The organism is Cedecea sp. P7760 (genome assembly GCF_013386425.1).
Taxonomy (GTDB): Bacteria; Pseudomonadota; Gammaproteobacteria; order Enterobacterales; family Enterobacteriaceae; genus Cedecea; species Cedecea selenatireducens.
Window position 1 is genome coordinate 296,779 of the sequence record NZ_JACARU010000015.1, and the last position, 23,386, is coordinate 320,164.

Consider the following 23,386-nt stretch of genomic DNA (forward strand, 5'->3'; position numbering starts at 1 on the left):
GGATTCACCATGTCTGTAATTAAGATGACCGATCTGGATCTGGCGGGCAAACGCGTTTTCATCCGTGCCGATCTGAACGTGCCGGTTAAAGACGGGAAAGTCACCAGCGATGCACGTATCCGTGCTTCTCTGCCGACCATTGAACTGGCTCTGAAACAGGGCGCTAAAGTCATGGTTACTTCTCACCTGGGTCGTCCGACCGAAGGCGAGTACAACGAAGAATTCTCTCTGCTGCCAGTTGTTAACTACCTGAAAGACAAACTGTCTAACCCGGTTCGTCTGGTAAAAGATTACCTGGACGGCGTAGAAGTTGCCGCGGGTGAACTGGTTGTGCTGGAAAACGTTCGCTTCAACAAAGGCGAGAAAAAAGACGACGAAGCGCTGTCCAAAAAATACGCCGCACTGTGCGACGTGTTCGTGATGGACGCATTCGGTACTGCACACCGTGCGCAGGCTTCTACTCACGGTATCGCTAAATTTGCTGACGTTGCCTGTGCAGGCCCGCTGCTGGCAGACGAACTGGAAGCGCTGGGTAAAGCCCTGAAAGAACCTGCTCGTCCAATGGTTGCTATCGTTGGCGGTTCTAAAGTTTCTACCAAACTGACCGTGCTGGACTCCCTGTCCAAAATTGCTGACCAGCTGATCGTTGGCGGCGGCATCGCGAACACCTTCGTGGCAGCTCAAGGCCACAACGTCGGTAAATCCCTGTACGAAGCAGACCTGGTTGATACCGCGAAAGAACTGCTGACCCGCTGCGATATCCCGGTACCAACCGACGTTCGCGTTGCGACCGAGTTCTCCGAAACCGCGACTGCAACCCTGAAGTCCGTGAACGACATCAAAGACGAAGAGCAGATTCTGGATATGGGCGATGTTTCCGCTGAGAAACTGGCTGAAATCCTGAAAAACGCGAAAACCATTCTGTGGAACGGCCCGGTCGGCGTGTTCGAATTCCCTAACTTCCGTAAAGGGACCGAAATCGTTGCTCGCGCTATCGCAGACAGCGAAGCCTTCTCTATCGCAGGCGGCGGCGACACTCTGGCGGCTATCGACCTGTTCGGTATCGCAGACAAAATTTCCTACATCTCTACCGGCGGCGGCGCATTCCTCGAGTTCGTGGAAGGCAAAGTACTGCCAGCTGTAGCGATGCTCGAAGAGCGCGCTAAGAAGTAATTCCTACGGGCAGGGTATCCTGCCCGTTGATTTATTGCCGCCCGGCAAGATTCAGGACGGTGATTCGATTTTTCCAAGGCCTACAGGACACATCAACATGTCTAAAATTTTTGATTTCGTAAAACCAGGTGTTGTAACTGGCGACGACGTACAGAAAATCTTCCAGGTAGCAAAAGAGAACAACTTTGCTCTGCCAGCCGTTAACTGCGTCGGTACCGACTCTATTAACGCCGTTCTGGAAACCGCTGCGAAAGTAAAATCTCCGGTTATCGTTCAGTTCTCCAACGGCGGTGCTGCTTTCATCGCTGGTAAAGGCGTGAAAACTGATGTTCCACAGGGTGCTGCTATCCTGGGTGCAATCTCTGGCGCGCACCACGTTCACCAGATGGCTGAACATTACGGTGTTCCGGTTATCCTGCACACTGACCACTGCGCTAAGAAACTGCTGCCGTGGATCGATGGCCTGCTGGACGCGGGTGAAAAACACTTTGCCGCTACCGGTAAACCACTGTTCTCTTCCCACATGATTGACCTGTCCGAAGAGTCTCTGGAAGAAAACATCGAAATCAGCTCAAAATACCTGGCTCGCATGTCCAAACTGGGCATGACCCTGGAAATCGAACTGGGCTGCACCGGCGGTGAAGAAGACGGCGTGGACAACAGCCACATGGACGCTTCTGCTCTGTATACCCAGCCAGAAGACGTTGATTACGCTTACACCGAGCTGAGCAAAATCAGCCCACGCTTCACCATCGCGGCTTCCTTCGGTAACGTGCACGGCGTGTACAAACCAGGTAACGTGGTTCTGACCCCAACCATCCTGCGCGACTCTCAGGACTATGTTTCTAAGAAACATAACCTGCCGCACAACAGCCTGAACTTCGTCTTCCACGGCGGTTCCGGTTCTTCCGCTCAGGAAATCAAAGACTCCGTAAGCTACGGCGTTATCAAAATGAACATCGATACCGACACCCAATGGGCGACCTGGGAAGGTATTCTGAACTACTACAAAGAAAACGAAGCTTACCTGCAGGGTCAGCTGGGTAACCCGAAAGGCGCTGACCAGCCGAACAAAAAATACTACGATCCACGCGTCTGGCTGCGTTCAGCTCAGAGCTCCATGATCGTTCGCCTGGAGCAGGCATTCAAAGAGCTGAACGCGGTAGACGTTCTGTAATTTGAGTTTAGCCTTGCTTTAGTGAAAACCCGCTTCGGCGGGTTTTTTTATATTCAAATAAAAGTGTAATATTTGCAGGTGTTTTTAATATTAAATCATATTTTTACCTGGCTGGATGAATTAACGGCAATCTGTATAAATTCTCATTTCTGATAACAGCTTACTGACATTTATATGAATTTATTATCACCATAACTTTATTTTATTCAGGATATTTAGGTTGACCTTAATCATATAAATGGCAGATCGCAAAATCATAACTCATTGTTATTTTTGTATTTTATTGTATTCGAGTGCTTATTGAACAAATCATGGTTGAGCAGTTGTGAGTCGCAGCACATAACCTTTAACGGGGAATTCGTAAGATCGCTGCCATCGGCAACTTATTAGGCATGGCGCTTTATGGATAATACGACATTACCTAAAACACAGCACCTGGTCGTATTTCAGGAAGTGGTAAGAAGTGGTTCATTTGGCTCTGCGGCGAAGCAGATGGGTTTGACTCAGCCAGCGGTCAGTAAAATTATCAGCGACATGGAGGCTCTGTTCGGACTGGAGCTTATCATTCGCAAAAATACCGGCGTTCAGCTCACCGTGGCAGGTAAAGTGCTGCTCGGCTACGCCGAGTCTATTACCCGCGAAATGCGCAATATGTGCAACGAAATGAGCAGCCTGGTCGGCAGCGAGGCGGTGGATGTTTCGTTCGGCTATCCTTCACTTATCGGCTTTACTTTCCTGCCGGGCATGATGAAAGCCTTCAAAGAGCTGTACCCTCATGCCGAAGTCTCGATGTTTGAAGCGCAGCTTTGTTCCTTCTTACCGGCAATACGCGACGGCAGGCTGGACTTTGCTATCGGCACGCTCAGCGACGAAATGCTGCTTCAGGATTTACATATTGAGCCGCTGTTCGAATCAGAGTTTATTCTGGTTGCCAGCCGAACACGAACGCGCGGAGGCGCGATGACGCTTCGCTCATTAAGCCATGAGCAGTGGGTGTTGCCTCACACCGAAATGGGCTACTACAGCGAACTCCTGACCATCCTGCAAAAGAACCACATCACCAGCGATAAAATCATCAAAACTGACTCCGTAGTCACCATCTATAACATGGTGCTGACCGCCGGTTTCCTGACGATTATTCCCCGTGAAATGATCGCCCCCTTTGGTTCTCAGGAGTTTATTCAGGTTCCCTTAACGGATGAACTGCCTGTAGCACGCTATGCCGCGGTATGGTCAAAAAATTGCCGAATAAAAAAATCAGCCGCCACGTTGGTCGAATTAGCCAGAGTGCATTCAGTACGTAATCAATATCAATTTAATAAATTAACGGTGGTGGCTTAGCAAAACTAACCAACTCGCTTTTTATTATTAATTAACCAAGGGCGGCGAATTGCATCTATTTGCCATCTCTAATATTGCATTTTTAATGCAGAGGTCAACATGCATATCGACAACGAACTTCCTGTCACTTTTAACGATGTTCTCGAAGCGAAAAAAAGAATATCTGGATTTGTGTATAAAACCGGGATGCCTCGCTCTAATTATCTTAGCGAATGCTGTAAAGGTGACATCTATTTAAAATTTGAAAATATGCAGCGCACCGGCTCGTTTAAAATGCGCGGCGCATTCAACAAGCTTAGCTCGCTGAGCGAAGAGGAAAGAGCCCGGGGCGTCGTGGCCTGCTCAGCGGGGAATCATGCCCAGGGCGTTTCATTGTCCTGTGCGCTTCTCGGTATCAACGGCAAGGTGGTGATGCCAAAAGGGGCACCAAAGTCGAAGGTCGCCGCCACCACAGATTATTCGGCTCAGGTCATTATCCACGGCGACAATTTTAACGAAACCATCGCTAAGGTTAGCGAGATTGTTGAAACCGAAGGGCGCATCTTTATCCCACCTTTTGATGATGAAAAAGTGATTGCCGGGCAGGGCACGATTGGCCTGGAGATCCTTGAAGATCTATACGACGTCGATAATGTGATTGTGCCTATTGGCGGCGGTGGCCTGATTGCCGGGATTGCGGTAGCGATTAAATCCATTAACCCAACGATTAATATTATTGGCGTGCAGGCAGAAAACGTTCACGGCATGGCCTCTTCTTTCCGTACTGGCGAAATTACCGCGTATCGAGCAAGCAGCACGTTGGCTGACGGTTGTGACGTCGCTCGCCCAGGGGCGTTAACCTTCGAAATCGTTAAAAAATTAGTCACCGATATTATTTTGGTCAGCGAAGAAGAGATCAGAAATAGCATGGTGGCACTTATTCAGAGAAACAAAATTGTCACCGAGGGGGCCGGTGCGCTTGCCTGTGCTGCTTTATTAAGCGGCAAGCTTGACCATTATATTAAAGGCCGGAAAACCGTGAGTATTATTTCTGGCGGAAATATTGATTTGTCTCGCGTCTCTGAAATTACTGGCACCGCGGAAGCCTGCCTGAGTTAAATAAGGATCTTCATTATGAGTAATGCAGAAACAACCCTTGTTGGTCAAAAAGAATCCTCCCTGTGGCGTAAGTCCGATACCACCTGGACTCTCGGCCTGTTTGGCACCGCCATCGGCGCGGGAGTACTGTTTTTCCCGATTCGCGCGGGCTATGGCGGCCTGATCCCAATACTGATCATGCTGGTTCTGGCCTACCCAATCGCTTTCTTCTGCCACCGGGCGCTGGCGCGGCTGTGCCTTTCCGGCAGTAACCCATCGGGAAATATCACCGAAACCGTAGAGGAGCATTTTGGTAAAACCGGCGGGGTGGTTATCACCTTCCTGTACTTCTTTGCTATTTGCCCGCTGCTGTGGATTTACGGCGTCACCATCACTAACACCTTCATGACCTTCTGGGAAAACCAGCTTCAGCTTATGCCGCTAAATCGTGGGCTGGTCGCGCTGTTGCTGCTGATGTTGATGGCCTTTGTCATCTTCTTCGGCAAGGATCTGATGGTGAAGGTGATGAGCTATCTCGTTTTCCCGTTCATCGCGAGCCTGATTATTATTTCCCTGTCGCTGATCCCTTACTGGAATTCGGCGGTTATCGAGCAGGTGAATCTGAGTGAAATCGCCTTGACCGGGCATGACGGCATTCTGGTGACGGTGTGGCTCGGTATCTCCATCATGGTGTTCTCCTTTAACTTCTCGCCGATTGTCTCTTCTTTTGTAGTGTCGAAGCGCGAAGAGTACGAAGCGGATTTCGGAAAAGCCTATACCGAAGATAAGTGCTCAAAAATCATCTCACGTGCCAGCATGTTGATGGTCGGCGTGGTGATGTTCTTCGCCTTCAGCTGCCTGTTCACGCTGTCGCCGCAGAACATGGCTGAAGCGAAAGCGCAGAACATTCCGGTGCTGTCCTACCTCGCTAACCATTTCTCTTCGCTGTCCGGTTCTAAGTCTACTTTTGCCACGGTGCTGGAATACGGCGCGTCGATTATCGCCCTGGTGGCCATTTTCAAATCCTTCTTTGGTCACTACCTGGGTACGCTGGAAGGGCTGAATGGCCTGGTCCTGAAGTTTGGCTATAAGAGCGACAAAACGAAGATTTCTCAGAGCAAACTTAATCTGATCAGCATGGCGTTTATCATGGGGTCAACCTGGGTTGTGGCCTACGCTAACCCCAACATTCTTGACCTGATTGAAGCAATGGGGGCCCCGATTATTGCCTCTCTGCTGTGCCTGCTGCCGATGTACGCTATTCGTAAAGTCCCGGCGCTGAGCAAATATAGAGGCAGAACCGAAAACATCTTCGTTACCGCGATCGGCCTGCTGACGATCCTGAATATCGTATACAAAATCTTGTAATTAATCGTCATAGGCTCAGGATGAGTGAACGTTAATATGAATGAATATCCGGTAATATTAACCATAAATTGCGGTTCATCTTCAGTTAAGTTTTCCGTGCTGGATGAAATTTCCATGGAGCCACTTTTAACGGGGATTTGCGAGGGGATTAATACCAAGGCGACCACGCTGATTGTTAATAGCGGCGAGCCGGTGAAGTTGGCTCATTCCAATTATGAAGATGCGCTGGCGGCAATTGCTCTCGAACTTGAAAAGCGCAACCTGATTGAATGCGTGGCCTATATAGGCCACCGCATTGCGCACGGCGGGGCTATTTTTGGCGAATCGGTATTGCTCACGGATGAGGTTGTGGAGCAAATTCGTGCCGTTTCACCGCTCGCTCCGCTGCACAATTATGCCAACCTTAGCGGCGTCGCCTCTGCCCGGCTGCGCTTTCCTGGCGTGCCGCAGGTCGCGGTATTTGATACCAGTTTTCATCAGACGATTAGCCCGGAAGCCTACCTTTATGGCCTGCCGTACAGCTACTTCAAAGAGCACGGCGTCAGGCGCTATGGGTTCCACGGCACCTCTCACCGCTACGTTTCAATGCAGGCTGCTGAGTTGCCTGAACTGAAAGGCGTCTCATCAGGGCTGGTGATTGCTCATCTGGGTAACGGCGCGTCGGTTTGTGCGGTTGCAGGAGGGCAAAGCGTCGATACCTCTATGGGAATGACGCCGCTGGAAGGGCTCATCATGGGCACGCGGTGTGGCGACGTGGACTTCGGGGCGATGGTGTGGCTGGCAAGGCAAACCGGGCAATCGCTGGATGACCTTGAGCAGGTGGCAAACACCGAATCAGGCCTGCTGGGGCTTTCGGGTATCTCTTCCGACCTGAGGACGCTGGAGAAAGCCTGGCGGGAAGGTGACGCTCGTGCCGAACTGGCGATAAACACTTTTGTGCACCGTATCGCCAGAGCCATAGGCGGGCATGCTACTTCGCTCCCCCGTTTTGACGGTTTAATTTTTACCGGCGGCATTGGCGAAAATTCCGTGCTTATTCGCAGGCTGGTCATTAAACATTTACGCGTATTCGGCATTGATATGGATGAAGAAAAAAACGCGCGGCCTAATTCTGACGGCGAGCGAATTATTTCATCCGAAAGTTCTGCGGTGCTGTGCGCGGTAATTCCTACCAATGAAGAAAAAATGATTGCTTTTGATGCCCGACGGCTGGGGAAAGCCTCTCATTTAGCGGAATTCGCTTAATCTCATTTGTTGTACAGAGGATTGAATTAATGAAAATGGATATTGATATCTCCCATGATAATTATGCTCATGCCTGGCAGCAGTTCCGTGGAGAAAGCTGGCAGCATGAAATTAACGTTCGGGATTTTATCCAGCAAAACTATACGCCGTATGAAGGGGATGATGCATTTCTGACGGGAGCGACGGCGGCTACTACGGCGCTGTGGGAAAAGGTGATGGAAGGCATTCGTGTCGAAAACGCCACCCATGCGCCGGTAGACTTTGACAGCAACGTCGCTACTTCAATTACCGCTCACGCCCCCGGCTACATTATTCAGGAACGTGAAAAGATCGTTGGCCTGCAGACGGATAAACCATTGAAGCGCGCGCTGCATCCTTTTGGCGGCATCAATATGATCAAAAGCTCGTTTGAAGCTTATGGTCGAAAAATGGATCGCGAGTTCGAATACCAGTTTACCGAATTACGCAAAACCCATAATCAGGGCGTGTTCGACGTTTATTCGCCGGATATTCTGCGCTGCCGCAAGTCCGGCGTTTTAACGGGATTACCGGACGGCTACGGGCGTGGCCGAATCATCGGGGATTATCGCCGCGTGGCGCTGTATGGTATCGGCTATCTGGTCCGCGAGCGCGAGCTACAGTTTGCCGATCTGCAGCAGAAGCTGGAGCGTGGGGAGGATCTTGAAGCGACGATTCGCCTGCGTGAAGAGCTGGCGGAACATCGCCACGCGTTACTGCAAATTCAGGAAATGGCCGCAGGCTACGGCTTTGATATCTCGCGACCTGCAGGCAACGCTCAGGAGGCGATTCAGTGGCTGTATTTTGCCTATCTGGCGGCGGTGAAGTCGCAAAACGGCGGGGCGATGTCGCTTGGGCGTACCGCGACCTTTATCGATATTTACATTGAGCGCGATATTAAATCTGGCCTGCTCAACGAGCAGCAGGCGCAGGAATTAATTGACCATTTCATTATGAAAATCCGCATGGTGCGCTTCCTGCGCACGCCGGAGTTTGATTCGCTGTTCTCCGGAGATCCTATTTGGGCCACCGAAGTGTTGGGCGGAATGGGGCTGGACGGTCGTACGCTGGTGACGAAAAGTACCTTCCGCTACCTGAATACGCTGCACACCATGGGGCCTGCGCCAGAGCCTAACCTGACCATTCTATGGTCAGAAGCGCTGCCGGGCGCGTTCAAAGTCTATGCTGCCAGAGTGTCTATCGAAACCTCGTCATTGCAGTATGAAAATGATGATCTGATGCGCAGCGATTTCGACAGTGACGATTACGCTATTGCCTGCTGCGTAAGCCCGATGATCATTGGCAAACAGATGCAGTTCTTTGGTGCTCGCGCCAACCTGGCGAAAACCCTGCTGTACTGCATTAACGGTGGGGTGGATGAAAAGCTGAAGATTCAGGTCGGGCCTAAAACCCCGATGTTGCTCGACGACGTGCTGGACTATGACAAGGTGATGGCCAGCCTTGATAGCTTTATGGACTGGCTGGCGGTGCAGTACGTGACGGCGCTTAATCTCATCCACTATATGCACGATAAATACAGCTACGAAGCGTCGCTGATGGCGCTGCATGACAGGGATGTTTACCGCACGATGGCGTGCGGAATTGCCGGGCTTTCGGTGGCGGTGGACTCGCTTTCGGCTATCAAACACGCGGTGGTTAAGCCAGTGCGTGACCACACCGGATTGGCGGTAGATTTTGTGATTGAGGGCGACTATCCGCAGTACGGCAATAATGACGACCGCGTGGACGCCATTGCCTGTGACCTGGTTGAGCGTTTTATGAAGAAAATTCAGGCGCTGCCCACCTACCGCGACGCGGTGCCGACGCAATCGATCCTGACGATTACCTCCAATGTGGTTTACGGGCAGAAAACGGGCAATACGCCCGATGGGCGCAGGGGCGGAACGCCGTTCGCTCCCGGTGCTAACCCGATGCACGGGCGTGACACTAAGGGGGCCGTGGCCTCGCTGACTTCCGTGGCGAAGCTGCCGTTTAGCTACGCGAAAGACGGCATTTCCTATACGTTTTCCATCGTTCCGGCCGCGCTGGGTAAAGATGACTCCGTTCGTCGCCATAACCTGGTGGGGCTGCTTGACGGTTATTTCCATCACGATGTTAAAACGGAAGGCGGCCAGCACCTGAACGTCAACGTAATGAATCGTGAGATGCTGATGGATGCCATTGAACATCCGGAAAATTACCCGACGCTAACCATTCGAGTTTCCGGCTACGCGGTGCGTTTTAACGCGCTTACCCGCGAGCAGCAGCAGGACGTGATTTCCAGAACCTTCACCCAGGCGCTGTAAGCCGCTAATAAGCCCGGACAGATGTCCGGGTTTTTCCCTTCTTTTGCCGTATTAACACGCAATTCGTGAACAATTTTGTGACCTGCTTGGCACATTCATGCGTTTTTGTTTACCCTTTACGGTCTGAGCTGCCTCTCCAGGCGTAGAAACTTTTCGGACAAGGAACAGTAAATGGAAGATCTCAACGTAGTAGACAGTATTCACAATGCAGGAGGCTGGCTGGCGAGAAATCAGGAGCTCCTGCTCAGTTATGTGGTGAACATCGTTGCCGCAGTTGCCATCCTGATTGTCGGGATGATCGTTGCCCGCCTGATTTCCAGCACGGTGAATCGCCTGATGCTGGCTCGTGGCATAGACAGCACCGTGGCTGATTTCCTCTCCGCGCTGGTACGCTACGGCATTATTGCCTTCACGCTGATTGCGGCCCTGAGCCGGGTTGGGGTGCAAACCGCTTCCGTGATTGCCGTTCTCGGTGCCGCCGGTTTGGCCGTTGGTCTGGCGCTACAGGGCTCGTTGTCCAACCTCGCCGCAGGCGTGCTGCTGGTGACCTTCCGTCCGTTCCGTACCGGCGAGTATGTTGACCTCGGCGGCATTGCAGGCACCGTGCTTAACGTGCAGATCTTCTCCACCACGATGCGCACGGTTGACGGCAAAATCGTGGTGGTGCCAAACGGTAAAATCATCGCCGGCAATATCATCAACTTCTCCCGCGAGCCGGTGCGCCGTAATGAATTTATCATTGGCGTCTCTTACGAGGCTGATATCGACCAGGTTAAGCAGATCCTCACCGATATCGTGAGCCGCGACGAGCGCGTGCTAAAAGATAGAGATATCACGGTGCGTGTTAATGAACTTGGGCCTTCTTCGGTAAACTTTGTGGTGCGTGCCTGGAGTAAGAGCGGCGACCTGCAAAACGTTTACTGGGACGTGCTGGAGCAAATTAAGAAGGGGCTGGATGCCAACGGCATCGGCATTCCTTACCCGCAAATGGACGTTCACGTTCGTAAAACGAACGACGCTGAAAACGCATAATCCTCAAGGCCAGCTTCCGCTGGCCTTATTTTTGCCTCTGGTGATTAGTAATTCTTATTAGTGATTAATAATATCCATTTCCTCTAATAATTTTTGCGCATTACACTCACGCCAAATGATGAATATTTGAAGGGTGTGCAGCGTGTTAGCTTATTATTTTCAAGGTATTGCATTGGGGGCGGCGCTGATTCTTCCGCTGGGGCCGCAAAATGCTTTCGTGATGAATCAGGGCATTCGTCGTCAGTATCATTTGATGATCGCCTCGCTGTGCGCGCTGAGCGACATCATTCTCATATGCGGCGGGATTTTTGGCGGCAGTGCCATCCTGATGCAGTCTCCCTGGCTGCTGGCGCTGGTCACGTGGGGCGGAGTGGCGTTTCTGCTGTGGTACGGTTGGGGCGCGCTGCGCACGGCGATGAGCAGCAATGTGGAACTAGCCTCGGCAGAGGTACTCAAGCAGGGGCGCTGGAAAATCGTCGTCACTATGCTGGCTGTCACCTGGCTCAACCCGCACGTTTATCTGGATACATTTGTGGTGCTTGGTAGCCTGGGTGGCCAGCTTGCTGATGAAGCGAAACGCTGGTTTGCTTTGGGCACCATCAGCGCCTCTATTCTCTGGTTTTACGGTCTGGCAATGCTTGCCGCCTGGCTTGCGCCACGTCTGCGCACGGCGAAAGCCCAGCGTATTATTAATGGCGTCGTTGGCGTTGTGATGTGGGTTATCGCGGCTCAGCTGGCCAGAGATGGCGTGCAGCATATCGCGGCGCTCGTGGGCTAATTCGCCATAATCTGATAGACAAGTTACTATTACAGGCTAAGCTTGCTGGCAGACGCCGGGAGTTTCTCGATCGGCGTAATCACAGTGGAACGTAGCACGGAGGAGTTACAGTGAAGTTTAAAATTTTAGCATTAGCCGCGTTAATGGGATTAGGTTCTGTTTCTGTACAGGCAGGCGAGTTGCCAAACGGGCCGCACGTGGTCACCTCCGGGACAGCCAGCGTCGATGCAGTACCTGATATCGCCACGCTCGCCATCGAAGTCAATGTGACCGCTAAGGACGCAGCTTCCGCCAAAAAACAGGCTGACGATCGCGTGGCGCAATATCTGACCTTCCTGCAGAAAAATGGCGTAGAGAAGAAGGACATCAATGCCGCCAACCTGCGCACACAGCCAGAATATGATTACCTGAAAGACGGTAAAACCCAGTTGAAGGGCTACCGTGCGGTACGCCAGGTGGAAGTCACTCTGCGTCAGCTGGATAAAATGAACGAACTGCTTGATGGTGCGCTGAAGTCCGGCCTGAACGAAATCCGTTCCGTGTCCCTGGGCGTTGCACATCCGGAAGAATACAAGGATAAAGCACGTAAAGAAGCGATTACCGATGCGACCCGTCAGGCGAAGCTGTTGGCAGAAGGCTTTAACAGCAAGCTGGGGCCGGTATACAGCGTGCGTTACCACGTTTCTAACTACCAGCCAGCGCCGATGGTTCGCATGATGAAAGCGAACGCAGCAGCGCCGGCTTCCGCTCAGGATACCTACGATCAGCAGACTATTCAGTTTGACGACCAGGTTGATGTGGTGTTTGAACTGCAGGGCGCACAGACTCCGGCTGCTCCTGCTCAGTAAGATTTGATCTTCACCTTAACCCTCGCCGTTCCAGGCGAGGGTTAATCAAAGCGTTATTCCGTATCCTGCCTCAATACCTTATGCCCGTACTCCAGCAAAGCATCCGTCACGTTACGCATCATGCGGCTTTCAGGCGCAAAGCGGTGCCAGTAAAGCATGCGTCGCTGCAGCAGGCCCGGCGTCAGGTCGATTAATTCGCCGCTATTCAACTCGCGCTCAATTTGCAGATGCGGGATCATACAGCAGGTTGTGCCCTGGCGAGCCAGCTGCACAAAGGCTTCCGAAGAGTTAACGATATGACATGGCACGCTGCCCGGCGACAGGTCAAAGTTCTGCTGTAAAAACGCCTGATGCATGTCGTCGAGATGATCGAACGCAACGGCGGGGGCTTTAAGCAGGGCTGAACGCGTGACGCCGTTAGGGAAATAGCGTTCGGCAAAATCTTTCGACCCAACAAACAGGTAGTCCAGCGCGCCCAGGCGATCCACCAGGCAGCTCGGCAGCGGCTGAGGCTGAATGGAAACCGCCCCGACCACTTCACCACGGCGCAGGCGTTCCTGAGTCCGGGTTTCATCTTCAACCTGAAGATTCAGGCGAATAGGCGAGTCGGCTAATACCGGCGCCAGAGCCGGCAGCAGCCAGGTTGCCAGGCTGTCGGCGTTGACCGCCAGGGAAAGCAGCAGCGGCGTGGAGCCGGTTTGCTCGTCGCCCAGCCACTCTTCTTCCAGCAGCTCAACCTGGCGTAAAAGCGCCAGCAGTTTTTGGCCCTGCTCGGTAGGACGAGGCGGCACGGTGCGCACCAACAATGGCTGGCCGAACATCGTTTCCAGTTGCTTAATACGTTGTGAGACGGCCGACTGAGTAATGCACAGCTTCTGCGCCGCACGCTCAAATCCTCGTTCACGAATTACCGCATCCAGCGCCTGCAGCGTTCTGTAGTCCGGGCGTTTCATTGTTGTTCTTTTGCTCCTGATTTTGTCGGGCAATCACTATGACATAAATTTGCCGTTGATTCAGACCAAATCGGCGAGCGGTGATTTCGTTCGAACGTGATGACGTTGGCATTGCGGCAAAGCCGGGGACATTTTTCCGATGCATGCTCTATAATGCGCGTCAGTTTCCACATCACAGGCATAAAATTATGACGCAGGATGAACTGAAAAAAGCAGTCGGATGGGCAGCACTCCAGTACGTGCAGCCGGGCACCATTGTGGGCGTGGGCACGGGCTCAACTGCCGCACACTTTATTGATGCTTTGGGCACCATCAAACACCAGATTGAAGGCGCTGTTTCCAGCTCCGACGCTTCCACCGCGAAACTGAAAAGCCTTGGGATTACCGTTTTCGATCTCAATGAGGTGGACTCATTAGGCGTTTATGTTGACGGTGCCGATGAGATTAACAACCAGATGCAGATGATCAAAGGCGGCGGTGCGGCCCTGACCCGCGAGAAAATCATCGCTTCGGTAGCAGAGAAGTTTGTCTGCATCGCGGACTCGTCCAAGCAGGTCGATATTCTTGGTAACTTCCCGCTGCCGGTTGAGGTTATCCCGATGGCGCGCAGCGCCGTAGCGCGTGAGCTGGTGAAGCTGGGCGGCCGCCCGGAATATCGCCAGGGCGTGGTAACGGACAACGGTAACATCATTCTGGATGTGCATGGTCTAAGCATCATGGAGCCGATGAAGCTGGAAAATACCATCAACGGTATGCCTGGCGTGGTGACCGTGGGTCTGTTTGCGAACCGCGGCGCGGATGTGGCGCTGATCGGCACCGCAGACGGCGTGAAAACCATCGTGAAATGATCTGACCGGGGCGCATCCCGCGCCCCAAAAATCCGTATAAAAAATGACAAATTATTTTAACGGCATATTTGGTGACATATATCACATTTTGGTAACAGTCCTGTGATTCATTCCTGGTTCTTCCTCCCTCCCAGCATTTTATTCTGACACCTGCCGCCTTATTCCCTCCTGACGAGACGGCGACGCAATCGTTCATATTGCCCCAAACGTAGATTTTGATATTTTGACAGAAGGGTAACTTATAGGCGGTGGCGCATCACCGCCCAGAAACGAACACAACAGCACAGAAATAGGGTCGGGGAAATGGCAAAAGTATCACTGGATAAAGACAGAATTAAATTCCTGCTTGTCGAAGGCGTGCACCAAAAAGCGGTGGATAATCTTCGCGCGGCGGGATACACCAACATTGAGTTTCATAAAGGCGCGCTGGATTCCGAAGCGCTGAAAGAGTCGATCCGTGATGCTCACTTCATTGGCCTGCGTTCCCGCACCCATTTGACCGAAGAGATCTTTGCCGCAGCCGAGAAGCTGGTGGCGGTGGGCTGTTTCTGCATTGGGACAAACCAGGTTGACCTGGACGCCGCCGCGAAGCGTGGGGTTCCGGTGTTCAACGCCCCGTTCTCTAACACCCGTTCCGTTGCTGAGCTGGTCATTGGCGAACTGCTGCTGCTGCTGCGCGGTATTCCAGAGGCTAACGCCAAAGCGCACCGTGGCGTGTGGAACAAGCTGGCCGTGGGTTCTTACGAGGCTCGTGGTAAAAAGCTGGGCATTATCGGTTACGGCCACATCGGCACGCAGCTGGGGATCCTGGCTGAATCTTTGGGAATGCACGTTTACTTCTACGACATCGAGAACAAGCTGCCGCTGGGTAACGCCACTCAGGTTCAGCATCTTTCCGACCTGCTGAATATGAGCGATGTGGTGAGTCTCCACGTGCCTGAAAACGCCTCGACCAAAAACATGATTGGCACTAACGAACTGGCGCTGATGAAGCCGGGTTCGCTGCTGATCAACGCTTCTCGCGGCACGGTGGTGGATATTCCTGCTCTGTGCGGCGCGCTGTCCAGCAAACACCTGTCCGGTGCGGCCATCGACGTCTTCCCGACCGAACCTGCGACTAACAGCGATCCGTTTAACTCACCTCTGTGCGAGTTCGACAACGTTATCCTGACGCCACACATCGGCGGCTCGACTCAGGAAGCGCAGGAAAACATTGGCCTGGAAGTGGCGGGCAAGCTGGCGAAATACTCTGATAACGGCTCTACGCTGTCTGCGGTTAACTTCCCTGAAGTTTCTCTGCCGCTGCACGGGGGTACAACCAGCCGTCTGCTGCATATTCATGAGAACCGTCCGGGGATCCTGACCGCGCTTAACCAGATCTTTGCCGAGCAGGGCATCAACATTGCCGCTCAGTTCCTGCAGACTACGCCGCACATGGGCTACGTCGTGATTGATATTGATGCGCCGGAAGATGTTGCGGAGAAAGCGCTGAAATCAATGAAAGCAATTCCGGGCACCATCCGCGCCCGCCTGCTGTACTGATAGACGAGGCTGCCTCTTCCTCTGATGGGGAAGGGGCATTACCACTGCCAGAGGCGCGACGGTGTGATTACGGCTGGTAAAGGGATATCCCACTGCTCGACTGGCAATGCATCCACCTGCTGGCAATCGTGAGCCAGGCCAACCGGGTAAAGGCCGTACTGCTGCCAATTCTGTAGCGTTCTGTCGTAAAACCCGCCGCCCATCCCCAAACGCTGTCCGGTTTCATCAAAGGCAACCAGAGGCGTAACCAGCACGTCCAGCCTATTCAGCGGCAACACGTCGCGAACGTCCAGCTTAGGTTCTAGAATTTTCAGGCGATTAGTGACCAGATTGCTTTGCGGCGTATAGCGCAAAAAAAGCAGGTTACCGGCGCTAAAAGGGTGAAGAACCGGAAGGTAAACCTCTTTTCCCGCCTGCCACAGTGCTTCAATCAGCGGCGTGGTATCAAGCTCGCCGTCGAAGGAAAGAAACAGTGCCACGGTTTTCGCGTCAAGAACCGGCTCAAACGCCAGCATGCGTTCAGCGGCCTGTAGGGCAAAAGTTTGTTGTTCAGCGGGAGTGAGTGACCGACGTCGCTGCCGGATTGTCTGGCGAATGTTCTGACGAAGCGTTGAGGTTAACGGGATATGCGTCATGATGGCTGGGTAGTAAAGAGGGAATCTCCGAGATGCCGCCGCAGGCTGTAACCCTTGAACCCTTGGTTCAAGGTGAGTGTGTCGTCATGGTTTTCAGGCTTCTCGGACGGACCGAGCATGCTCACCAACCGCGGAGCGCCACACTCTTGTGGTATGAAATATCGGCTCAGGGGACTGGCCCGCTTGCAAACATCTCAGAGAAATTTTGTCTTCGAAGTTACTCTACCATAGTCAACTGCGAAGTGTTATTCAAACTTTGGACCCTGTCGGTCTGCGATGCGACCTTGCTCAAGCAATGCTTGTTCGATGGTCTGCTGTAGCATCCGAATACGCTCTTCCATGTTGGCGGCGTAGTCACGGGTTTTCGACTTTTCCTGAGTCAGCTCGTAGCAAATGTTCAGTGCTGCGATAAAGACCAGCTGCTCGGTATTTGTGACTCTAGTGCGAACTTTTAAATCTTGCAACCGCTGATTCAGCTCTTCCGCAGCCTGATTCAGCGCATCCTGTTGTTCAGGCGGACAATTCACGCGCAATGAACGACCGAAAATTTGAATATCGACTGGTTGTGCAGACATGCTACCTTCCTGCTGTTTACTCGCCTGCCTTAACGCTACCGGCCCCGGTAGCGGAAGGGGCGCCACTATAGCTATCCCGATATCAAGATACAAGCCCTTTTCTGGTATCTGCGGGGGTCCTGGTGGTAGCATAACACACACTATTCCTGCCAACGATGACGAATGCGCATGTCAATACAGAACGCAATGCCTGACTACGACTTAGTCGGTCAACTTTTGAACCAACAGGGTGTGGGCCTGACGCCTGCAGAAATGCACGGCTTAATCAGCGGCATGCTGTGCGGCGGTAACAACGATACCAGCTGGCAAACGCTGCTGCATGACCTGACTAACGAAGGCCTCGCCTTTAGCCAGAATCTGGCGGACCCGTTGCGTAATATGCACGGTGCCATTGGCGACGCGCTGGAAGACGAAGGCTTCCTGTTCCAGCTTTACCTGCCGGATGGGGATGATGTCTCCGTCTTCGATCGTGCCGATGCGCTTTCCGGCTGGGTAAACCACTTCCTGTTGGGCCTCGGCGTGATGCAGAGCAAGCTGGATAAAGTCACCGGCGAAACCGGCGAAGCGATTGACGATCTGCGTAATATTGCCCAGTTGGGCTATGACGAGGACGAAGATCAGGAAGAGCTGGAAATGTCCCTCGAAGAGATTATTGAGTATGTACGTGTTGCTGCACTGCTGTGCCACGACACCTTTACTCATGCGGCACCGACCGCACCAGAGGTACGCAAGCCAACGCTCCACTAACGATAAAAATGTCAGGAGGTGTGATGAATCAGCAGGAATTTCTCCGTCGCCGTCAGGCGTTACTGGCTAAAATGGCCCCCGGCAGCGCTGCGCTTATCTTTACCGCGCCCGAAGTTATCCGTAATGCGGATAGCGAGTATGCCTATCGGCAGAGCAGCGATTTTTGGTACTTCACCGGTTTTAACGAGCCGGAAGCGGTGCTGGTGCTCATTAAAAGTGACACATCACATAACCACAGCGTGCTGTTTAACCGCGTGCGGGATAAAAGCGCTGAGATCTGGTCTGGTCGTCGACTTGGCCAGGAAGCTGCACCGCAGAAGCTGGGTGTGGATCGCGCGCTGGCCTTTACGGAAATCGACGAACAGCTACACCTCCTGTTAAACGGTCTGGACGTGGTTTACCACGCACAGGGCGAGTACGAATACGCAGACAGCATCGTGTTTGCCGCGCTGGATAAGCTACGTCGCGGTTCGCGTCAAAACCTGGCCGCGCCAGCAACGCTGACGGACTGGCGCCCGACGGTGCACGAACTGCGCCTCTTCAAATCAGAAGAGGAAATTGCAGTTATGCGCCGCGCCGGGGAAATCACCGCGCTGGCGCATACTCGTGCCATGCAGGCCTGCCGTCCGGGAATGTTTGAATATCAGCTCGAAGGGGAAATTCATCACGAATTTACTCGCCATGGCGCGCGTTATCCTTCGTACACCACCATCGTCGGCGGCGGTGAAAACGGCTGTATTCTGCATTACACCGAAAACGAAAGTGAGCTGCGCGACGGCGATCTGGTGCTGATTGACGCCGGATGTGAATACCAAAGCTATGCCGGAGACATCACGCGTACCTTCCCGGTCAATGGGAAGTTCAGCACGGCACAGCGTGAGATTTACGACATTGTCCTGGAATCCCTCGAAACTTCGCTAAAACTCTACCGTCCAGGCACCTCCATGCAGGAAGTGACGGCGGAAGTCGTACGCATCATGGTTAAAGGGCTGGTGAAACTGGGCATTCTCAAAGGCGATGTCGATCAGCTTATTGCCAGCAATGCTCACCGCGCCTTCTTTATGCATGGCCTGAGCCACTGGCTGGGGCTCGACGTTCATGACGTTGGCTCTTACGGCCAGGACAAGTCGCGCGTGCTCGAGCCGGGCATGGTTATTACCGTTGAGCCGGGGCTTTATATCGCGCCGGATGCGGACGTGCCTGCGCAGTACCGTGGCATTGGCATCCGCATTGAGGACGACATCGTTATCACCAAAGACGGCAATGAAAATCTGACCGCCAGCGTGGTGAAATCGGCAGACGATATCGAAGCGCTGATGGCTGCGGCGCGTCAGCAATGAGCGTAATCATTGTTGGCGGCGGGATGGCCGGGGCGACGCTTGCGCTGGCTATCTCAACGCTCACTCGCGGCAAGCTACCGGTTAGCCTGATTGAAGCCGTAGCGCCGGATTCCACCGCGCATCCGGGGTTTGATGCTCGCGCGATTGCGTTAGCAAAAGGCACCTGCCAACAGCTTGACCGCATTGGTATCTGGCCTGCTATTGCCGACTGTGCAACGGCGATTAAAACCGTGCACGTTAGCGATCGGGGCCACGCCGGGTTTGTCACGCTTGAAGCGGAAGATTATCAGATTGATGCGCTCGGGCATGTGGTGGAGCTGCATGACATCGGGCTGCGCCTGTTTGGCCTGCTGCGTAAGGCGCCGGGCGTAACGCTGCATTGTCCACAACGTGTGGCGTCTTTCTCCCGGAATGAACATCGCGTAAACGTTGTGCTGGATAATGGCGTCGAGCTGCAGGGTAACGTGCTGGTCGCGGCGGATGGCACTCGCTCTAAGCTTGCCGCGCAGTGCGGCGTGACCTGGCAGCCGCAAAGCTATCATCAGGTTGCAGTCATCGCCAACGTCACCACCTCCGAGCCCCATAACGGGCGGGCGTTTGAGCGCTTTACCGAGCACGGGCCGATTGCCATGCTGCCGATGTCTGACGGGCGCTGTTCGCTGGTGTGGTGCCACGCGCTGGAGGCTCGTGCAGAAGTTGAACGCTGGAGCGAAGCCGAGTTTTGCCAGCAGCTGCAGCGTGCCTTTGGCTGGCGGCTCGGGAAAATTACCCATGCGGGCGTGCGCCATCACTATCCGCTGGCGCTGACGACGGCCTCGCAGACAGTTTCTCATCGCCTGGCGCTGGTCGGTAATGCCGCGCAAACGCTGCATCCAATAGCCGGTCAGGGCTTTAACCTCGGCCTGCGTGACGTCATGTCTTTGGCCGAAGGATTAGCACAGGCGCACGCCACAGGCACCGATGTCGGCAGCTTCCCGGTGCTTGCGGCCTGGCAGCAGCGTCGTGCCGCAGATAAAGCCGCGACCATTGGCGTTACCGACGGGCTGGTTCAGCTGTTTGCTAACCGCTGGGCACCGCTGGTGGCGGGCCGTAATCTTGGCCTGATGGCGATGGAACATTTTACCCCGGCACGAGACGTGCTGGCTCAGCGCACCCTGGGTTGGGTGGCGCGTTAAAGGAGAGTCAATTTGCAAAGCGTAGATGTGGCGATTGTCGGCGGCGGCATGGTGGGGCTGGCGGTAGCCTGTGGGCTCCAGGGCAGCGGCCTGCGCGTTGCGGTCATTGAAAGCCACCTTCCTCAGCCGCTTGCGCCTGATGCCGCGCCTGAACTGCGTGTTTCGGCGATCAATGCGGCCAGTGAAAAACTGCTGACGCACCTTGGCGTGTGGCCAAAAATTAGCGAGCGGGCCAGCTGCTATCACGGGATGGAAGTCTGGGAGCGAGACAGCTTCGGGCAAATCGCCTTTGACGACAAGAGCTTTGGTTTTAGCCATCTTGGGCACATCATTGAAAACTCGGTGATCCACCAGGCGCTTTGGCAGCGGGCGGAGCAATGCAGCGACATCACCCTGATGGCACCGGCGGAAATTAACCAGGTTGCCTGGGGCGAAAACGAAGCGTTTCTGACCCTCAAAGACGGCGCGATGCTGACCGCACGGCTGGTCGTCGGCGCTGATGGTGCCAACTCCTGGCTGCGCGATAAAGCAGACATTCCGCTGACGTTCTGGGACTACAATCACCACGCGCTGGTGGCAACGATTCGCACCGCCGAACCGCATCAGGCTGTCGCCAGGCAGGCGTTTCACGGAGAAGGTATTCTGGCGTTTCTGCCGCTCTCTGACCCGCATCTGTGCTCGATTGTCTGGTCGCTGCCGCCGGAAGAAGCGGCGCGTATGCAGCAGGTGGACGATGAAGCCTTTAATCAGGCGCTTTCCGTAGCCTTTAATATGCGCCTCGGGCTGTGCACCGTGGAAAGCGAGCGCCGCGTCTTCCCGCTGACGGGGCGTTATGCCCGCAGCTTTGCCGGTCATCGCCTGGCGCTGGTGGGCGATGCCGCCCATACCATTCATCCGCTGGCCGGGCAGGGCGTCAACCTGGGCTTTATGGATGCCGCAGAATTGATTGCCGAAATCCGTCGCCTGAATCTTGAGGGCAAAGACTTCGGGCAGCATCTCTACCTGCGTCGCTATGAGCGCAGCCGCAAGCACAGTGCGGCGGTCATGCTTGCCAGCATGCAGGGGTTCCGCGACCTGTTTGCCGGCAGCAACCCGGCGAAAAAGCTGCTGCGGGATATCGGCCTGAAGCTTGCCGACACGCTGCCGGGCGTGAAGCCCCAACTGATCCGTCAGGCGATGGGGCTGCAAGATCTGCCGTCCTGGCTACGTTGAATCTCTAAGTGATAACCCCGTCACATTTCCCTTCCCGATGACCGGGAAGGGCACCTTCGCCCTCGTTTGAAATATTCTAATCTCAGGACAAATCTCGGATTACATTTTCTAATCTTACAATTTTAGCGATGTAGTTAATTTGTTTCTGAAATGGTCGTAAATGTTAGCTAGTGCTAAATTCGACATTAAATACCTGCTGTTAATGTGGGGTGTATCGCATTTTTTCAGTGAATTACTCTGCACACTTCCTCTCCCATTTTGGTCATAAGCTAATGCAATGACCGTTTTTCGCTTATGGTTTACGCCCCCGTTCGGTGGTAAGTTCAGGTCAAAGGTAACGTTTGCGTCGCTATCGGGGAACGGTGGCGGTGCCGGGTTTCGTCTGACGGTTGGCAAAGCCAAATCCGCTTTGCAACCAGATGGTTAAAGAGGAAAAGATGACTCAACAGACCCCCTTATTTGAACAGCACACGCTTTGTGGCGCCCGCATGGTTGATTTCCACGGCTGGATGATGCCGCTGCACTACGGCTCACAAATTGATGAACACCACGCGGTACGCACCGACGCCGGTATGTTCGACGTTTCCCACATGACCATCGTCGACCTGCAGGGCAGCCGTACCCGCGAATTCCTGCGTTATTTGGTCGCCAATGACGTCGCCAAACTGACTCAGCCAGGCAAAGCGCTTTACACCGCCATGCTTAATGCTTCCGGCGGCGTAATTGATGACCTGATTATCTACTTCTTCACCGAAGACAGCTTCCGCCTCGTTGTTAACTCCGCCACTCGTGAAAAAGACCTTGCCTGGATTAACCAGCATGCCGAGACGTATGGCGTGTCCGTTACCGTGCGCGATGACCTGTCGCTGATTGCCGTTCAGGGCCCGAACGCGAAGGCTAAAGCCGCCACGCTGTTTAGCGAAGAACAACGTAAAGCCGTTGAAGGCATGAAGCCGTTCTTTGGCGTGCAGTCCGGCGATTTGTTCATCGCCACGACCGGCTACACCGGCGAAGCGGGCTATGAAATTGCGATGCCTAACGAAAAGGCCGCAGAGTTCTGGGCGCAGCTGGTTGAAGCCGGCGTTAAGCCTTGCGGGCTGGGCGCTCGCGACACGCTGCGGCTTGAGGCGGGTATGAACCTCTACGGCCAGGATATGGATGAAGGTGTTTCTCCGCTGGCTGCCAATATGGGCTGGACTATCGCCTGGCAGCCGGAAGATCGTGATTTCATCGGCCGTGAAGCGCTGGAAGCGCAGCGCGCCAGCGGCACTGAGCAGCTGGTTGGCTTGATCATGACCGAAAAAGGCGTATTACGTAATGAGCTGCCGGTACGGTTTACCGACGCGCAGGGCAATATCCATGAAGGGGCGATCACCAGCGGCACCTTCTCGCCTACGCTCGGTTATAGCATTGCGCTGGCCCGCGTACCGGCCGGCATCGGTGAAACGGCGATTGTGCAGATCCGCAACCGCGAAATGCCGGTCAAAGTCACCAAACCTATTTTTGTTCGCGCCGGTAAGCCGGTTGCGCTTTAAATTTTGAAATCAGGTATCAGGAGAAAACAATGAGCAATGTGCCGAACGAACTGAAATACAGCAAAGAGCACGAATGGCTGCGTAAAGAAGCTGACGGCAGCTACACCGTGGGCATCACCGAACACGCGCAGGAACTGCTGGGCGACATGGTGTTTGTGGATCTGCCTGAAGTGGGTGCCACCGTTTCTGCCGGCGATGATTGTGCCGTTGCCGAATCCGTGAAAGCGGCTTCTGACATCTACGCCCCAATCAGCGGTGAAATCGTTGCGGTTAACGACGCGCTGAGCGACAGCCCGGAGCTGGTCAACAGCGAGCCTTACGGAGAAGGCTGGATCTTCAAAATTAAAGCCAGCGACGAAGCACAGGTTGCCGCGCTGCTGGATGCTTCTGCCTATGAAGCGCTGTTAGAAGACGAGTAATTTTTAAACCCCTCTCCCCGGCGAGAGGGGAAAACATTTCAG

21 protein-coding genes and 1 other RNA gene are annotated in these 23,386 nt (G+C 53.8%); 18 read left to right on the plus strand and 4 right to left on the minus strand.

Going from position 1 to position 23,386, the window contains the following annotated elements:
* The first annotated feature begins 9 nt into the window (after positions 1–9).
* The 10 genes from pgk to HX778_RS06980 all read left to right on the plus strand — a co-directional run bounded on the left by pgk (position 10) and on the right by HX778_RS06980 (position 12,363).
* Positions 10–1,173 (plus strand): phosphoglycerate kinase, encoded by a 1,164-nt coding sequence (gene pgk, locus HX778_RS06935; RefSeq protein WP_038479059.1) that lies wholly within the window; start codon positions 10–12, stop codon positions 1,171–1,173.
* A gap of 97 nt (positions 1,174–1,270) precedes the next feature.
* The gene (gene fbaA, locus HX778_RS06940; protein ID WP_038479063.1) at positions 1,271–2,350 is read left to right on the plus strand and encodes a class II fructose-bisphosphate aldolase; all 1,080 of its coding nucleotides are present in this window, start codon (positions 1,271–1,273) and stop codon (positions 2,348–2,350) included.
* A gap of 402 nt (positions 2,351–2,752) precedes the next feature.
* Entirely contained in the window at positions 2,753–3,691 is a 939-nt protein-coding gene (gene tdcA, locus HX778_RS06945) for a transcriptional regulator TdcA (RefSeq protein ID WP_176981589.1), read from the plus strand.
* A gap of 99 nt (positions 3,692–3,790) precedes the next feature.
* The gene (tdcB, locus tag HX778_RS06950) at positions 3,791–4,789 is read left to right on the plus strand and encodes a bifunctional threonine ammonia-lyase/L-serine ammonia-lyase TdcB (protein ID WP_038479069.1); all 999 of its coding nucleotides are present in this window, start codon (positions 3,791–3,793) and stop codon (positions 4,787–4,789) included.
* A gap of 15 nt (positions 4,790–4,804) precedes the next feature.
* On the plus strand, positions 4,805–6,136 hold the full coding sequence (gene tdcC, locus HX778_RS06955) for a threonine/serine transporter TdcC (RefSeq protein ID WP_038479072.1): 1,332 nt from the start codon (positions 4,805–4,807) through the stop codon (positions 6,134–6,136).
* Positions 6,137–6,172: 36 nt separating this feature from the next.
* Positions 6,173–7,381: a propionate kinase gene (gene tdcD / locus HX778_RS06960; protein ID WP_176981625.1), complete on the plus strand. Its 1,209-nt coding sequence runs from the start codon at positions 6,173–6,175 to the stop codon at positions 7,379–7,381.
* Between the two features lie 29 nt (positions 7,382–7,410).
* Entirely contained in the window at positions 7,411–9,705 is a 2,295-nt protein-coding gene (gene pflB, locus HX778_RS06965) for a formate C-acetyltransferase (RefSeq protein WP_176981590.1), read from the plus strand.
* A gap of 171 nt (positions 9,706–9,876) precedes the next feature.
* The gene (mscS, locus tag HX778_RS06970; protein WP_038479082.1) at positions 9,877–10,737 is read left to right on the plus strand and encodes a small-conductance mechanosensitive channel MscS; all 861 of its coding nucleotides are present in this window, start codon (positions 9,877–9,879) and stop codon (positions 10,735–10,737) included.
* A gap of 142 nt (positions 10,738–10,879) precedes the next feature.
* Positions 10,880–11,515, plus strand: a complete 636-nt coding sequence (gene argO, locus HX778_RS06975) for an arginine exporter ArgO (RefSeq protein ID WP_176981591.1) — start codon at positions 10,880–10,882, stop codon at positions 11,513–11,515.
* Positions 11,516–11,625: 110 nt separating this feature from the next.
* Complete coding sequence (locus HX778_RS06980; RefSeq protein WP_038479089.1) at positions 11,626–12,363, plus strand: oxidative stress defense protein; 738 nt, start codon at positions 11,626–11,628, stop codon at positions 12,361–12,363.
* 53 nt (positions 12,364–12,416) lie between these two features.
* Here the strand turns inward: HX778_RS06980 and argP are convergent, their stop codons facing one another.
* A complete protein-coding gene (argP, locus tag HX778_RS06985; RefSeq protein ID WP_008461592.1) occupies positions 12,417–13,316 on the minus strand; it encodes a DNA-binding transcriptional regulator ArgP in 900 nt (299 codons plus the stop codon).
* Positions 13,317–13,504: 188 nt separating this feature from the next.
* Here argP and rpiA point away from each other — a divergent pair, with 188 nt between their 5' ends.
* Both rpiA and serA read left to right on the plus strand, forming a co-directional pair.
* A complete protein-coding gene (gene rpiA, locus HX778_RS06990; RefSeq protein WP_038479093.1) occupies positions 13,505–14,164 on the plus strand; it encodes a ribose-5-phosphate isomerase RpiA in 660 nt (219 codons plus the stop codon).
* 303 nt (positions 14,165–14,467) lie between these two features.
* Positions 14,468–15,706 carry a phosphoglycerate dehydrogenase gene (serA, locus tag HX778_RS06995; RefSeq protein ID WP_038479096.1) on the plus strand — a complete coding sequence of 413 codons (1,239 nt, stop codon included), beginning with the start codon at positions 14,468–14,470 and terminating at the stop codon, positions 15,704–15,706.
* Between the two features lie 38 nt (positions 15,707–15,744).
* On the opposite strand, the gene HX778_RS07000 is transcribed toward serA, so the two are convergent.
* From HX778_RS07000 to zapA, 3 genes are all read right to left on the minus strand, one after another.
* The gene (locus tag HX778_RS07000) at positions 15,745–16,341 is read right to left on the minus strand and encodes a 5-formyltetrahydrofolate cyclo-ligase (RefSeq protein ID WP_176981592.1); all 597 of its coding nucleotides are present in this window, start codon (positions 16,339–16,341) and stop codon (positions 15,745–15,747) included.
* Between the two features lie 20 nt (positions 16,342–16,361).
* Positions 16,362–16,545: non-coding RNA, 6S RNA (ssrS, locus tag HX778_RS07005), on the minus strand.
* 41 nt (positions 16,546–16,586) lie between these two features.
* Positions 16,587–16,916 (minus strand): cell division protein ZapA, encoded by a 330-nt coding sequence (gene zapA, locus HX778_RS07010; RefSeq protein ID WP_038483197.1) that lies wholly within the window; start codon positions 16,914–16,916, stop codon positions 16,587–16,589.
* A 168-nt stretch (positions 16,917–17,084) separates the two neighbouring features.
* Here zapA and HX778_RS07015 point away from each other — a divergent pair, with 168 nt between their 5' ends.
* The 6 genes from HX778_RS07015 (at position 17,085) to gcvH (ending at position 23,344) form a co-directional block, all read left to right on the plus strand.
* Complete coding sequence (locus HX778_RS07015; RefSeq protein ID WP_144244050.1) at positions 17,085–17,663, plus strand: YecA family protein; 579 nt, start codon at positions 17,085–17,087, stop codon at positions 17,661–17,663.
* 23 nt (positions 17,664–17,686) lie between these two features.
* The gene (gene pepP / locus HX778_RS07020; protein ID WP_176981593.1) at positions 17,687–19,003 is read left to right on the plus strand and encodes a Xaa-Pro aminopeptidase; all 1,317 of its coding nucleotides are present in this window, start codon (positions 17,687–17,689) and stop codon (positions 19,001–19,003) included.
* Complete coding sequence (ubiH, locus tag HX778_RS07025) at positions 19,000–20,178, plus strand: 2-octaprenyl-6-methoxyphenyl hydroxylase (RefSeq protein ID WP_176981594.1); 1,179 nt, start codon at positions 19,000–19,002, stop codon at positions 20,176–20,178. Before pepP ends, ubiH begins: the two co-directional genes overlap by 4 nt.
* A gap of 12 nt (positions 20,179–20,190) precedes the next feature.
* Positions 20,191–21,390, plus strand: a complete 1,200-nt coding sequence (gene ubiI / locus HX778_RS07030) for an FAD-dependent 2-octaprenylphenol hydroxylase (protein WP_038479108.1) — start codon at positions 20,191–20,193, stop codon at positions 21,388–21,390.
* A gap of 437 nt (positions 21,391–21,827) precedes the next feature.
* Positions 21,828–22,925 (plus strand): glycine cleavage system aminomethyltransferase GcvT, encoded by a 1,098-nt coding sequence (gene gcvT, locus HX778_RS07035; RefSeq protein WP_038479111.1) that lies wholly within the window; start codon positions 21,828–21,830, stop codon positions 22,923–22,925.
* A gap of 29 nt (positions 22,926–22,954) precedes the next feature.
* Positions 22,955–23,344, plus strand: coding sequence for a glycine cleavage system protein GcvH (gcvH, locus tag HX778_RS07040; protein ID WP_008461608.1), 390 nt, complete (start codon positions 22,955–22,957; stop codon positions 23,342–23,344).
* Positions 23,345–23,386: the final 42 nt, after the last annotated feature.